This window comes from Nostocoides sp., assembly GCF_037045025.1.
GTDB lineage: Bacteria > Actinomycetota > Actinomycetes > Actinomycetales > Dermatophilaceae > Nostocoides_A.
Genome location: NZ_JBAOHM010000009.1, coordinates 69,825 through 83,405 on the forward strand (window position 1 = coordinate 69,825; position 13,581 = coordinate 83,405).

The 13,581-nt window shown below is 68.3% G+C and carries 14 protein-coding genes; 2 read left to right on the forward strand and 12 right to left on the reverse strand.

What is annotated here, in order from left to right:
* Nucleotides 1–12 precede the first annotated feature (12 nt).
* The 4 genes from V9G19_RS09300 to V9G19_RS09315 are packed head-to-tail and all read right to left on the reverse strand — an operon-like array spanning nt 13 to nt 4,182.
* Entirely contained in the window at nt 13–789 is a 777-nt protein-coding gene (locus V9G19_RS09300; protein WP_462285204.1) for an enoyl-CoA hydratase-related protein, read from the reverse strand.
* Nucleotides 786–1,676 (reverse strand): fumarylacetoacetate hydrolase family protein, encoded by an 891-nt coding sequence (locus tag V9G19_RS09305; RefSeq protein WP_462285205.1) that lies wholly within the window; start codon nt 1,674–1,676, stop codon nt 786–788. Before V9G19_RS09305 ends, V9G19_RS09300 begins: the two co-directional genes overlap by 4 nt.
* On the reverse strand, nt 1,673–2,938 hold the full coding sequence (locus V9G19_RS09310) for a CaiB/BaiF CoA transferase family protein (RefSeq protein ID WP_462285206.1): 1,266 nt from the start codon (nt 2,936–2,938) through the stop codon (nt 1,673–1,675). Before V9G19_RS09310 ends, V9G19_RS09305 begins: the two co-directional genes overlap by 4 nt.
* Nucleotides 2,935–4,182, reverse strand: a complete 1,248-nt coding sequence (locus V9G19_RS09315; protein WP_462285207.1) for a DUF3500 domain-containing protein — start codon at nt 4,180–4,182, stop codon at nt 2,935–2,937. The genes V9G19_RS09310 and V9G19_RS09315 overlap by 4 nt, the downstream gene beginning before the upstream one ends.
* 129 nt (nt 4,183–4,311) lie before the next feature.
* On the opposite strand from V9G19_RS09315, the gene V9G19_RS09320 reads away from it, so the two are divergent.
* Nucleotides 4,312–4,911 (forward strand): NADPH-dependent FMN reductase, encoded by a 600-nt coding sequence (locus V9G19_RS09320; protein WP_462285208.1) that lies wholly within the window; start codon nt 4,312–4,314, stop codon nt 4,909–4,911.
* 15 nt (nt 4,912–4,926) lie between these two features.
* On the opposite strand, the gene V9G19_RS09325 is transcribed toward V9G19_RS09320, so the two are convergent.
* From V9G19_RS09325 to V9G19_RS09340, 4 genes are read right to left on the reverse strand one after another with little or no spacing between them, the layout of a single operon-like run.
* Nucleotides 4,927–5,352, reverse strand: coding sequence for a PPOX class F420-dependent oxidoreductase (locus V9G19_RS09325; RefSeq protein WP_462285209.1), 426 nt, complete (start codon nt 5,350–5,352; stop codon nt 4,927–4,929).
* A 60-nt stretch (nt 5,353–5,412) separates the two neighbouring features.
* On the reverse strand, nt 5,413–6,318 hold the full coding sequence (locus V9G19_RS09330) for a serine hydrolase (RefSeq protein ID WP_462285210.1): 906 nt from the start codon (nt 6,316–6,318) through the stop codon (nt 5,413–5,415).
* On the reverse strand, nt 6,315–6,995 hold the full coding sequence (locus V9G19_RS09335; protein ID WP_462285211.1) for a hypothetical protein: 681 nt from the start codon (nt 6,993–6,995) through the stop codon (nt 6,315–6,317). Before V9G19_RS09335 ends, V9G19_RS09330 begins: the two co-directional genes overlap by 4 nt.
* 58 nt (nt 6,996–7,053) lie before the next feature.
* Nucleotides 7,054–7,494, reverse strand: coding sequence for a type II toxin-antitoxin system VapC family toxin (locus V9G19_RS09340; RefSeq protein ID WP_462285212.1), 441 nt, complete (start codon nt 7,492–7,494; stop codon nt 7,054–7,056).
* Nucleotides 7,495–8,113: 619 nt separating this feature from the next.
* Here V9G19_RS09340 and V9G19_RS09345 point away from each other — a divergent pair.
* Nucleotides 8,114–8,335: a PIN domain-containing protein gene (locus tag V9G19_RS09345; RefSeq protein WP_462285213.1), complete on the forward strand. Its 222-nt coding sequence runs from the start codon at nt 8,114–8,116 to the stop codon at nt 8,333–8,335.
* A 169-nt stretch (nt 8,336–8,504) separates the two neighbouring features.
* Here the strand turns inward: V9G19_RS09345 and V9G19_RS09350 are convergent, their stop codons facing one another.
* The 4 genes from V9G19_RS09350 to V9G19_RS09365 all read right to left on the reverse strand — a co-directional run bounded on the left by V9G19_RS09350 (nt 8,505) and on the right by V9G19_RS09365 (nt 13,443).
* Entirely contained in the window at nt 8,505–8,879 is a 375-nt protein-coding gene (locus V9G19_RS09350; RefSeq protein WP_462285214.1) for a helix-turn-helix domain-containing protein, read from the reverse strand.
* Between the two features lie 91 nt (nt 8,880–8,970).
* Nucleotides 8,971–9,309 (reverse strand): type II toxin-antitoxin system RelE/ParE family toxin, encoded by a 339-nt coding sequence (locus V9G19_RS09355; RefSeq protein ID WP_462285215.1) that lies wholly within the window; start codon nt 9,307–9,309, stop codon nt 8,971–8,973.
* 144 nt (nt 9,310–9,453) lie between these two features.
* Nucleotides 9,454–12,153: a hypothetical protein gene (locus tag V9G19_RS09360; protein WP_462285216.1), complete on the reverse strand. Its 2,700-nt coding sequence runs from the start codon at nt 12,151–12,153 to the stop codon at nt 9,454–9,456.
* Nucleotides 12,154–12,165: 12 nt separating this feature from the next.
* Complete coding sequence (locus V9G19_RS09365) at nt 12,166–13,443, reverse strand: ATP citrate lyase citrate-binding domain-containing protein (RefSeq protein WP_462285217.1); 1,278 nt, start codon at nt 13,441–13,443, stop codon at nt 12,166–12,168.
* Nucleotides 13,444–13,581: the final 138 nt, after the last annotated feature.

A 13,581-nucleotide genomic window follows, 5' to 3' on the forward strand; every position in this document is an offset into this window, starting at 1 on the left:
GGCTGGGGTGTCCTAGCGACCGATGAAGCGCGGGGGGCGCTTCTCCCGGAAGGCGCGCGGGCCTTCGGCGGCGTCGGCGGAGCCACGGCAGGCCTCGACGGCGGCCCGCGCCATCGCGGCGCGGTCGGCGTCGCCGCCGGACCGGATCGCGAGCTTCGCCTCGCGGATCGACAGGGGCGCGTTCCCGGCGATCATCGAACCAAGCGTGACGGCAGCCGCCTCGAGCTCGTCCACGGCATACACCTCGTTGACCAGGCCGATGCGTTCGGCGTTTGTCGCGTCGATCCGGTTCCCGCTGAATAGGATCTGAGAGGCGTGCGCAGGACCGACCGTGGCCACCAGGGCCTGGGTGAGGTCCACCGGATACCCGATGCCGAGCCTCGCGGCCGGGATCGCGAACGAACTCCGCTCGTCACCCAGCCGGATATCGCACCCCAGCGCGATGGCCAGCCCGGCGCCCAGGCAGTAGCCGTGGATCATGGCGATCACCGGCGTGCTCGCCTCGTGCAGCGCTGAGAACAGCGCGCCTACGGCATCGTCGAAATCCTGTTGGGCCCCTGCGTCGTCGGCGTGGGTGGCCAGGCCCGTGATGTCGGCCCCGGCGGCGAAGGCCTCCGTCCCCGACCCGCGGATGACGATGGCGTGGACGCCGGCGTCGGCGTCGAATCGCGCGAGGATCTCCCCGAGGCTCGCCATCATCTCGGTGCTCAGCGCATTGCGCTTGGCCGGATTGTCCAGGCTGGCCCAGCCGAGGCCGTCCTGGACCACGGCGTGCACCCGTCCGCTCACGGGAGCACTTCCGTCGCGCAGCGGTTGCGCAGCGACCCGATGCCCTCGACCCGGACCTCGAACACGTCGCCGTCGCGCAGCCACACGGGGGGCTTTCGGGCGGCTCCCACACCGGCCGGGGTGCCGGTCAGGATGAGGTCGCCCGGTTCGAGGGTGAGGAAGGTCGTGACGTAGGCGATCAGCGCCGGGATGTCGAAGAGCAGGTTCGAGGTCCGGTCGGACTGCATCACCTCGCCGTTGAGCAGGCCGGTGATCTCCAGATCGGGTCGTATGCCGCCCAGCTCGGCGGCCGCAACGACGACCGGTCCCAGCGGGGTCAGCCGGTCCCACGCCTTGCCTGCCGTGCGCTGTCCGGTGTGGAACTGGAAGTCGCGGACCGACCCGTCGTTGACCGCGGTATAGCCGAAGACCACCTCGCCGACCCGCTCGGCGGGCACCCGTCGTGCCCGCGTGCCGATGACGACGGCCAGCTCGGACTCGAAGTCGATCTGGTCCGATTCCGGTGGCAGGGGAAGGACGTCGCCGGGGCCGGTGAGGGCGTTGTCCCACTTCGCAAACAGGTCGGGGTGCTCGGGACCGGCCGTTCGGCCGCCTTCGTGGACGTGGTCGAGGTAGTTCTGCCCGACGCACAGGATCTTTCGCGGCCGCCCGACCGGGGGCAGCAGCCGCAGCTCGGGGCCGCGGGCGACCAGCGGGCCGCCGCTGATCCGAGATCGGTCCCCGCCCGCAGCGGTCAACAACTCGGGCAGATCGGCGAAACGGTAGCCGTCCACCTCGGCATACGCGAGATCACCTCCGCCGCCCACCATCACGACCGCGGGCTGACCGGAGGGCAGCTCGACTCGGGCCAAAGCGCCCTCGGGCAGGTCGGTCGTCGTGTCGGTCATCGTGCGGCTCCTTCTCGATGCAGCGGGTCGCGGACGACCCCACGGCTGACGAGGTCGTCGATGGTCTCCGGCTCGTAGGCGAGTTCGGTCAGCACCTCCCGGCTGTGTTCGCCCATCCGCGGCGGGTGGCGGCGGATGTGCGTCGGCTCGCCGTCGATCCACAGCGGGCCACGCATCAGCCGGTCGACGGCTCCGTCCGGGCCGGGCACCTCCTCGACAAGGCCGAGCACCTTGACCTGTTCGTCCTCGAAGACGCCGTCCATGGCATAGATCGGGCCGCACGGGATGCCGGCCGCCCGCAGCTCGGCGACCCAGTCGGCGGCCGGCTTGGCCGCGAACAGCAGGTTCAGCTCGGCGGCGAGGGCCGCGCGGTTGGCGCTGCGGTTGGGCGGGGTGGCGTACTCGGGTCGTTCGGTGAGTTCGGGCGCTCCGAGGATGCGGCACAACGAGATCCAGTGTGCGTGCGTGCCCGTCGCGACGTTGAGCTGCAGATCCGCGGCCTGGAATGCTCCGTATGCTGCGATCAGCGGATGGTCGTTGCCCTGCGCGTGCGCGACCTCGCCGAGGGAGAGGTAGCGTTGGGCCTGGAAGGTCATCAGCGACGTGGTCGCCTCGAGCAGCGAGGTGCTCACCCGGTGGACGTTCCCGGTGCGTGCCCGGTCGGCGATGGCGGCCGTGATGCCCACCGCGGCATACAGCCCCGTGGTCATGTCGGCGATCGGGACGCCGACCCGCATCGGCGTGTGCTCTCCCGCGCCGGTCACCGACATCAGCCCGGAGACGCCCTGCGCGACCTGGTCGAGGCCGGCCGCGTCCCGCAACGGGCCGCGATCACCAAACCCGGTGATGCTGGCGATGATCAGGTCGGGCAAGGACTGCTGCAATTCCGCGGGGTCCAGCCCCATCCTCGCCAGGGTGCCGGGGCGGAAGTTCTCGAGCAGCACGTCCGCCCGCTCGGCGAGCCGGCGCAGGATGACTCGCGATTCCGGGGCGCGCAGGTCGAGCGCGATCGAACGCTTGTTGCGGTTGGCGGAGAGGTAATACAGGCTGCGATCGCCCTCGAAGGGTGGCCAGTGGCGGGTCGAGTCACCGGCGGGTGTGCCCTCGACCTTGACGACCTCCGCGCCGAGATCGGCCAGTATCGAGGAGCACATCGGACCGGAGAGAGCCCGCGACAGATCGAGGATCCGGATGCCGGCGAGGGGCAGTTCTGCCGGAGTCTGTTCTGCCGGAGTCTGGGGTATGCCGTTGGCCGGGGTCATGCCGGGCCGCTCAGTTTCGAGTCCGCGCCGCGCACCTGCGCGACCACCGCTGCGCCATAGTCGTTGCCATTGGGAGTGCGCACGAGAGTATGGATGTGGAAGCGCTCGGGCTCGGGATTGGCGAGGAAAATGCCCGCGTGGTGGTCGAATTCGACGAGGATGACCGGACTCTGGATCCGGTAGTAGAACGGCGAGTCGTCGTCGGTGCCACCAATCCAGGCGAACCAGGTCTCGTCGAGGTGGGCCTCGAATTCGCGGAGGCGGGCAGCCCGCGGGCCGTCGGGGATGTAGTGGAGATAGGCGGCGACGATGGCGAGCACAGCGGCCCGCTCCTCGGCGGTGGCGTCGACCAGGGGGAGCCCTTCGTAAGGGATGACGCGGTTGTCCTGGAAGGCGCCGCCGAGGTGCAACTCGTCCCCCGGGTGGAGCCGGTCGGGCGGCATCGCGGGGTCGCGCTTGCGGTCAAAGAGCGTCGCGGCCGCGGCCTTGGCGGGGGGCAGCCCCCGGCGGAAGGCGAGGGCTAGCTCCTCGTGGCGATCGAAGAGGCGAGTGCCGGCATACGGACCCTTGTCGATGACATTGGGCTCCGCGCCGAAGAAGACCGGGGTGAAAAACTGTTGCCCACCAACGAAAACCGTGTTGAGGCACAGGTGATGGCCGTACAGATTCCAGCCCCACGGCTCGTCGGCCGAGGGAGTGCCGAAGATGTTGAGGTTGTAGCTGTACTCGTTCAAGATGCGGGGGAGCTCGACGAGCTCACCAAGGAAGTGGTTGGTCCGCATGACGCCGCGTGCGACGGCATACCCGGATTCACTGAGGCTCGCCCGGACCACCTCGAGTGCCAGGTCGCGCACCGAGGGGTCGAGTTCCTCCAGGCGCAGGCCGTGGCGATTGAGGTAGAACTCGGGGTTCATCCAGGCGCGCCATACCGCGCTGTCGATCGGATGGCGCAGTCGCTCGGCATCCTCGTCAGGCACGGCCGCGATGAGCGCCTCGGCGGCCGCGGCCGCGGCTCGTGTGGGGGCGTTCTCGGCGGGCCCTGGCTGGAAGCGCCCGGGGATGATCTCACCGTCGGTGGTCACGCCGCCGAACTCCGCTTCGGCCAGGGCGAGCCACCCGGCGATCGCCGGCCCCGCCACGGGATGGGTCCGGTGAGCGTCGGCGTACTCGTAGGCATCGAGTTCCGACAGGCCCGCCAGTCGTGGGTGGTCCAGCGGGAAGAGGTGGTCGCGGAAGGACGACATCGGCAGCTCCTTGTCGTGGTGGCATGGCAGGGGATCGATCCGTAACGTGGAACATAGATCCGCAATGCGGTACGCTGCTCATCGTTGCAGATTGACGTGGCTTATCGCAACCGACGATGGAGGAAGATCATGACCGAACCCGCCGAGGCGCTACCGCGCTTGATGATCATCATCGGCTCGACCCGTCCTGGTCGCGCCGGGCTACCCATCGGGACCTGGTTCGCCGAGCGTGCCCGCGCCCATGGCGGTTTCCAACTCGACGTCGTCGATCTCGCCGAGCTGGGGCTGCCCTTCCTCGATGAGCCGCACCATCCGCGCCTGCACGAATATGAGAACGACCACACGAGAGAGTGGAGCGAGCGGGTCAGCCGCGCCGACGCGATCGTGATCGTCACCGCGGAGTACAACTACGGCTACCCGGCTCCGTTGAAGAACGCGATCGACTACCTGCACAACGAGTGGTTCGACAAGCCGGTCGGCTTCGTCTCGTATGGCGGGGTTTCCGCCGGCACCCGGGCGGTGCAACAACTCAAGCAGGTGGTCGGCTCGTTGCGGATGGTGCCGGTGACCGATTCGGTGAATATCCCGTTCTTCCCGCAGTTCCTGCGTCCCGACGGGTCGGTGGAGCCCAACGAGGTGATGGTGCAATCCGCAGACGCGATGCTCGATGAGTTGCTGCGGCTGGAGAAGGCGCTGCGGGCGGCGCGAGCGAACCGACCAGTGGCGTAGCCCGTTGGCCTGGTCTCAGACGCCGGCCACGTCCGCGGCGCTGACGACGTGTGCCGGGCGCAGGCGGACCAGGAGTTCACCCGGCACGCCGTTGCGCTCGCCATACTGCTCGGCCAGGTCCGCGCCCATGTAGCGGCCACCAATGCGGGCGGCGGTCGTGCGGACCTGTGCCGGGTCGTCGACGAGTTCGACATCGCCTTCGACGGTGACGAAGGAGAAGGGGGCGTGGTCGTCCTGCACGGTCAGTACCGCGCGCCCGGTGCGGCGCAGGTTGCGGCCCTTGACGGTCTGGGCCCCGGTGTTGAAGATCAACGACCCGTCCGGCTCAACGTCATACCAAATCGGTGCGGCGTGCGGTCGGCCGTCCTTGCGGACCGTTGCCAAGATGGCCGGTCGGGCGGGAACCGCCGCCAGGAAGTCGCGGACTTCAGGCTCGGACATCGGGTGGTAGGCCATGTCCCATTGTGGCCCGGACCGTCGTGCCTAAAGCGGCGATCGCCGTCAAGAACCTCGGTCGCGGAGCCGGTCGACCAACCGACGCGCGAGTCGCCCGATCGCCGCATCGATGTCGCGGGGGTCGGTGTCGTCGTCGACTGATTGCCGGGTGAAGACAGCGATCACGTATGCCGTGCCGGTCTCGTCGATGACCACTCCCACTTCGTTACGGACGATGCCGAACAGGCCGCCGCTCTTGGCCGCGACGGACCAGCCGCGGGCGGCGCCGGAGGCGATGCGGTGCTGGGTGAGTTGCTGACTCATCAGTTCGCGGATGAGCGCGCAGGCCGGGGCCGGTCCGGCGGCATCGGTCCAAATCAGCCGTAGCAACCGCACCATGTCCGCCGGGGTCGTCCTCGACCCCCGCGCGGGGTCGAGCGCAGCCGAACGGGCGATCGCGTGACGGATGTTCTCGGCACCACGCGGCCCCTGGAGCGTGTGATCGTGAGCCGCCAACTCGGCATACCGGGCGAAGCCGATCTCGCGCGCGAGCCCATCGAGCATGGCGAGGTCCTCCGATAGCCAGGTGCCCGGCATTCCCCAGGCAGCAGTGGCCGCGTTGACGGCCTCGACGCCCAGGAGGCTGAGCAGCGCGTCGGTGGCGGCGTTATCGCTGAGCGTGAGCATCGGCGGCAGCAGATCGCGGGGCGTCGTGGTCACGGGATCGTGCAGCAGCGACATCCCGACCGGTCCCGGGGTCCGACTCGCGGGGTCGAGCAGCAGGGGAGCGGGCCCGTCGATCCGGCCGTCGTGCATGGCGCTAGCGGCGGCGATGGCGACCTGCACCTTCATCACGGACGCCGGAGTGATGGGCTCATCCTCGCGATAGCCGATCGTCGCCACCTCGTCCACGCGGCCCGCGCACCACGTCGCGTCAACGGTGGGGAGATCCCAGGGCGTCGTTGCCGTCATATCCGCGGATCCAGGGCATCGAGCAGCGCGAGCACCGCGGCGGCGACGGCCTCGGGTTGGTGCAGGAAGTGCAGGTGCCCGCCGTCGATCTGGGTGTGCGACCACCTCCACGTCCGTGCGCAGGCGAGTTCATCGGCATACGTGGACCCAAGGGCGAGATAGGCATTGGGCGTGGTCACCCAGCCGGCCGGAGCGGCCACCGTTGACTGGAAATAGCTGAGCGGCAGCCGCGGACAGGCCCGGTCGATCTCGGCGAAACGAGCATCCGGTATGACGTCCCGCAACTCCTCGCGCGTCCACCAGCGCGTCCAGGGCGGCAGGAGTCCGTCGTCCGCCACGAGCCCGGCGACGAACGCGAGGAATCGAAATGGCGCCAGCCGGCTCGAACCGGTCGACGGCAAAAGCGCGGCATCCAGGAAGACAACGGGCAGGTCGTGACCGCACCGTTCTCGGACCAGCGGGGCCAGGTAGCCGGCGTTGCTGTGCGCGACCAGGGCATCGTGTGCTCGGGCCTGCTCGCTCCACGCGTCGATCACGCCGTCCGCCCCGCCGGACAGCGCGGGGTCGATGGTCGCGATCTCGATTCGCTCGGTGTCGGGCGTCAGCGCCGCCGCCAGGTCGCGGTAGGCGAGGGCCGGCAGCAGTGGGCTCGGGAGCACGAGGAGCGACCGGGTCACCGGGCGAGCGTATGCCGGATGGTCCGGTCAACGTCGCGAACGCCGCCTCCGGCGCTCCTCACTGCGGGCGCGCGAGGGGATTGACCACGTGCAGCTGCGGGAACCACGAGAAGTCGCGGTCGGCGGACCACAGCTCGTCGATCCCGTGCGCGAGGCAGATGGCCGCGATCCGGGCGTCGTAGACCCTCGGGCCGACCACCGATCCCGACGCCAACAGCGACGTGAGCACTGCGACGTGATCGCGGCCTTCCCCGATGAAGTGGACGCCCGGCTCGTCGGCGAGCGCGCCGACGGAAGCGAGGGCCACGGCCATCGTTGAGGGTGGTGCGTAGATACGCGAGTGGGTGACCACCGCGAGGAACTCGTGGACGCACGGCCAGGGGACCGCTGCGCCCTGAGGGGCCCGCACGCCTTGTCGCAGCACCGCGGCCGCGGCCGCATGGTGAGGTGAGTCCGCCCGATGGGCGTAAACCAGCAGGTTGGTGTCGAGCGCGATCACGACGGGTCGCCATACGCAAGCGGGATCGCGTCGGCAGGCGGCACGAGCAATGCGGTGCCCGATGCCGTGGGAAAGGAGAACTCCGGAAGGGAGTCGCGAACCGTGCGGCGGCGAACTTCGTGTTGCAGCTTTCGGGCTCGGCAGGCACGTCTGCAGGGCCCAGGTCGCGAACCGTGCGGCGGCGAACTTCGTGTTGCAGCCCCGTGACCACGAGGTCGCGCAGAGTGGTCCCTTGCTCCCGGGCGACGGCGCGAACCTGGGCCGCAAGCTCGTCCGGCAGCTCGATCGTCGTCTTCATACGGCTAAGAATCCTCTATGAGCCGTTCATCCCGTAACGCGATGCATAGCGCGGCAGACTCCTCCATCTCCAACCCAGGACGATGCGGTCGCCCGGGTCTCTGCGCGTCCCGGGCCGCACGCCCAAGTCCGGCATCCTCGACTGGCGCGCCCTGCGCACCGAGGTTCAAGGCGCAGCTGTCGAAGGCCGCGATCCTCGGCGATTTGGGCAACTCGATCACCTCCCTCTCCGGCGGCACCCACCCCAGCAGAATGGCGATCGGGGTCCGGGGTCGCGGGACCGCGCCCAACCGCCGGGGTTCGCTCCCCGGGGCGAGCAGTGGTGGGTGCGACGGCTGTTGGCGTCGACATCGTCGCGTTCACGCCGGAGCATGCTCGCGCGGCGCGCTCGGCCTACCGCCGCTACGGTCGCAACAGTGGGCACCCGGCCCGACTGAACTACGGGGACTGCATGGCGTATGCCGTTGCCTCGGTCGAGGGGGAGGCATTGCTCTTCAAGGGCGACGACTTTGCGCACACGGACATCGAGGCTGTCACGAGATAGGACGGCTGCTTGGGCATGGTCGGCACGAACTCCGCGACATCCTGCTGTCATCTGCGGGCCGGCGGGCTCAGGGTGGCCAAGGTCGACCTCGCCTCGGATGATGACCCTGACCCACCAATTCGACGATGTCTCCGAGGCGCTGCCGCGGCCGTGCGGCTACGGCAGCGCATCACCACCCAAGGCTCCGGCTTCCGCGCTGCCTGGACAATTGCTCGGTGCGCCGTGCAGGAACCTTCCCGAATGGGAGGTCACCGGCCGCCGGGATGGCGGCGTTAACCTTTCGTGGCCTGGCGTTTGTCGGGCTGGTCGGAATCACGCAACGTGAAAAGCGTTCGTCACCAATCACATAGTCGATGGTCAGGTCGCCACCAACGGCCTGCAGGTAGCCACGGATCGTGCCGATCTTGGCGTTATCGAGATCACCGTGCTCGATCTTCGACACCTGGCGCTGACCCACGCCGATGCGTTCGGCGACTTGAGCCTGGGTGAGGCCTGCACGTTCGCGAAGTTCACGCAGCCGGTAGGCGCGGACCTCGGTGAGCATCCGCTGCTTGTGCTTGTCGACCCGAGCCCGGTCCACCGGGTGCTCGGCCAGGAAGTCGTCCAGTGACTGGGGCATAGCTCTCACTGTCCTTTCAACTTGCGGAGATGGTCATCGAAGCGATCGTCGGCGAGGGGATGTTCTTCTTGTACCAACGCTGCCAGTTGCCGGTCTTGTCGCCGGCGATGAGCAGAATCGCTGCTCGTTGGGGGTCAAACGCGAACAGGATCCGCAATTCGGAACGTCCGGAGGAGCCTGGGCGGAGTTCCTTCATGTTCCGGTGACGAGAATGCTTTACCGTGTCAACGATGGGCCGCCCAAGCTGTGGACCGAGTTCCTCCAGAAGCTCGATGGCCGCGACCACCTGCTCCAGGCTTTCTTGGTCCAAGGAAGCAAGCCATCCAGCGACTTGCTCGACGTCCACGCTCCACATTCGCACATCTTAGACCCTGTAAGGTCTGCGGACAGGCGCGACCATTCGCTCGCGAGGCAGGTACTCGCCCAAGGCGCGAGGGCAGTCTGCCCGGAGGGGCGCCCCGGCGCGCAGGATGAGGATCGCCCCCTGAGTGCTTTGGAGTCAGGAGACGAACGACAGCGACTTCTGCGGGGTGCGGGTGTCCATATTGCGGCCGCGGTTTTGGTGGTCGTCGATCTCGGCGGCGCAGCCGATCATCCGGCCGAACAGGAAGACGGTGAAAGCGGCGTCCTCCAGGTCGTGGGTGGTGAACGAGCCGTCCCGGTAGCGACCCCACAACAACTTGAGCAATAACGTCGCGATGAGCGCATCGACGTTGACGCAGAACACGTTTGCCGTGGCGCCCTCCTCGCGCAGGGCCACGACTAGGCGCCGGTAGTAGTCGTGGAAAACATTGTATTCGCCGCGCTGCGCCATGACCGTGCGGACGTGTTCCTCGCGCGGGTCGATATTGACGTCCTTGCCCTTGAACACCGGGTGGTTGACGCACGGGATCGTCGGGCGGTCGGCCCCGGCCTCCTTGCGGGTGACCTTCAGCGCGGCGAACTCTGCGGCATACGCGTGGGTCAGCGCGTCGAGGTCGATGCCGTGCTCAGGGTCTCCCGGGTCGCTCAGCTCGGCGTCGCGGAAGCGGTCGATCAGGAAGGCCATACCCTCAAAACCGTTGCCGCCGTGGGCATATCCGGCGTGCGTGAGGAAGCCGATCATCGCCTTGTTCAGCTGGATGCGGTCCGGGGACTGCGGCCCGTCGGCCGAGACCGCGCCCTTCGCGCCCTGCGCCGTGATCGCTCCGGGACCGTTGGTCAGCAGCAGCCCGGTCAGCATGGCGAACGAGTCGAGCACGTCGGCCGCTGGCGACTCGCCGAGCAGCGCCGCGGCCGCGAGTTCGGTGACCGTGCACCGGGCGAGGACCTCGCTCATCGGTATGCCGCAGAACGCGTCGGCGGTGTGTCCCGCCACCGGCGCCGCGGCACCGATCAGGGTGCCGAAGATCTCCAGCCACCACGGCAGTTCCTCGGCGGTCAGCCGGGAAATCTCCTTGCGCGTCAAGGCCCGCCAGGTGAGGGTCATCGCGATGGCCGCGAGCACGCCATCGGCTGTCGGATGACCGCCTTGGGCTGCCAGCCACCGCAGCGGGAGCGCGTCGATACCCCGCTCGCGCAGTCCGGCCAGGATAGCCTCGGCGCGGGGATCGGGCTGGTCGCCGACAATGAGCGCGCGCAAGTCCTCGCCCGCTGCGTATGCGGTGACGTCGGCGTCGATGTCGTCGGCCGTCAGCTTCGTCTCGCGGAAGAGTTCGATGAAGCCGTGCATGGCCAGCCGTGCCGGCTGCGAGTGGGCCGGGCCGCGCAGAGCAAGCGCTGCCGCCAGGACCGTATTGGGGGTGTTGCCCGACTCACGAGCCGCCCGCACGGCGGCGAGTTCGACGCTGTCAAACAGGTTGACCTGGGCGCCGACGGCGACGTCGACGAGGGCCCGGTCCTGCTCGGTGGCCCGCCGACCGAGAAGGGCCAGAACGATATTGGCCGCCATTGGCTGCTCGGCGGCGCGCAGGATCGACATGCCGCGCAGGCTCGAGACCTGCGTGACCGCGTCCATCTGCGAGACGCCGGAGGCATCCTTCATCGACTGCCGCGCCCGCACCGCGCCGACGTGCGCGTTCAGCGCGGCGATCTGCTCGTCATACGGCGGCGCCGCGACGACATTGGGCAGGTCGAGCTCGGGGGCCAGGTCGAGGTCACGCGCCCGGCCGAACCACGGCTTGAGGTTGAGGCTGCCCTCGGGGGCGAAGTCGGGCAGGGTGGCGTTCCGGGCCATGACGTCGGTGAGGGCGGCGGGGACGTGGGCGATATTGGTGACGACGGCGCCCATGCGCGAGCACACCGGATGCTCCGGCGACCACACGCCGTCGACGCCGAACTTCTCCATGAACCAGCGTTCTTTGCTGGCCGCGTCGTCGCCGCTGCCGGCCATCGCGCCGGCGTGTCCGACCGAGCGGGTCAGGCGCGACTTCCACCGGCCGACGACGCAGGCGACGACGGGCTTGGTGAAGTCGGCGTCGAGCTCGTAGTAGCCACCGGGCTCGACATAGAGGACCGCGGCCTTGCTGCGCATGTCATTGGCGAGCGCAAACGCGAATTCCGGTGCGGCGTAATGGATATAGACGTCCTTGCCGCTCGAGACCAGGGTCGTCGTACCCCAGCCAGCCATCCGCAGATAGGTCGAGATGGTCGTGGTGAAGTTGCCCGAGTTGGAGTGGATCGCGATCGAGCCCTTGCGTAGCGCCTCCTCGGGGGTATTGCCGCCGAGAGCCCCGCCGATGCGCACGTGGTTCCAGGAGTCGGCGACCCCGAGACTGTTGGCGCCGAAGATGTCGACGCCGTTGGACTGGGCGATGGCGCGGATCTCCCGGGCGTCGTGCGCGGGGATCTTCTCGGTGACGATGAAGATCTTGCGGATGTCGGGGTTGACCCGGATCAGCTCGCCCACGCCGTGTCGCGCGGCAGCGGGCGGGAGGTAGACCACGCCGCAGTTGAAGGTGTGTCCGTCGGCGATGCCTTCAAGAACGTTGTTGTAGACCGGGATCGTGCCGAGCGCGGTCTCCATCTCGGAGCCGCCGCGACCCGGCGCGGTGCCGAAGACGACATTGCCGCTGGAGTATTCGTGGCTGACCGGGGTCACGTCGGTGGACTCGCCACCGAGGATGTTGAGCACGCACACCCGGTCGCCCCGGGTCGCGATCTGGGACAGCGAACTGATCCCGACGTAGTAGTGGAAATCGCCGACACCCTTCGTATACATCTTCGCCTCCCGTCAGCCCGCGAGCGCCTGGTGTTGGCGCAGGATTTGCTCGCGACCGGATTCCTTCATCCAGGCGTCGGCCGCGAGGGCGTAGTGGATGACCTCGGACATATCGGAGTCGAAGCCGAACATCTTGTAGGGGACCTTCAGCGTCTCGAAGGTGTCGCGCAGCACCCCCATGCCGCGGATGAGGTTCGGTCCGCCGCGGCCCACCACGGCATACACCGGGGTGGGTCCGTGGGTGGCGAAGTAGTCGCGCAGGGCGTCGGCCATGGCGCGGAAGGTCTCGAAGATGTCGGTGTTGTTGGCCTTGCCGCCGATGATGAACAGCACGTTGGACTGCGGCAGCCAGTAGCGATAGCAGATGCTCGCCAGCTCGCGCATCTTCGCATACGGCGGATTGCCGCCGAAGTCGGTGGAGATGATCGCGGCATCCCCGAGCATCTCGGAGACCAGGGAGTTGGCGCCGCCGCCGAAGGTGGGAGCGAGGATGGTGCCCTGGTCGTTGACGACGTAGACGTCGCTTTGGCCCTGATAGGTGCGCAGTTGGTTTACCTCGTGCTCGAAATCGGAGAACGATGACGAGAACAGCGAGCGGGGCAGCCCGAGCCGCTGCACGCGGGGGTCGTCGCGGTCGAAAGCGCACTTGAAGTCGCACGCGACGGGGGTCAGGCGGCCGCGTTGGTCCGCTCGCATCCGGATGGGGTTGAGCTCGAGGGTCGTCATCCCGAACTCGTGGAAGAGTTCCCACAGCGACGGCAGGTGCTGGACCAGCGGCGAGACGATCTCGTTGGGGGCCTTCAGCTGGGAGAGGGCGTTGGCGACGACGAAAGCGCGCATGCCGGTGAGGGCCTCGAAGGGCACCTGGGCGACGAGCTCCTTGTCGAGTTCCTCGATGGCGATGCCGCCGTGGTGGGTGATCGTCATCGTCGGGGCCCGGTAGTGGGTGGAGTCGGTAAGCGAGAAATAGACCTCGTGCTCGGCGGGCACCATCGCCTCGAAGGTGACGCCATTGGCCTTGGCCACCGTCGTGCCGACGCGGTGCTCGGCGAAGTAGAGCCGCTCCTTCTCGGCCAACGCCGTCGGCAGGTCCTTGGCCCGGCCGATCAGGCCCGCCTTGCCCTTCTTGCCGATGCCGCCCTTGAAGACCGGCTTGATCATGATCTCCCCATGCCGGGAGATCAGATCCTTGATCTCCTCCTCGCTCGCGTCCGGCCCGAGCACCTCCGCGGCGGGGAATCCGGCGAACTCGAGCAGTTTCGCGCCATACAGCATTCCGGTCAGGTTCACCTGGTGCCTCCAGCGTTGATCGGTTGTTGGCCCCCGCGGCTGCCGAATGTCGACAAGCTGGTCCACCCGGTTCTGCGTTGAGCCGATGACGTCCAACATATCCAGCCGCGCAAGCCCCGGGGATTGCCGCCCGAAGGC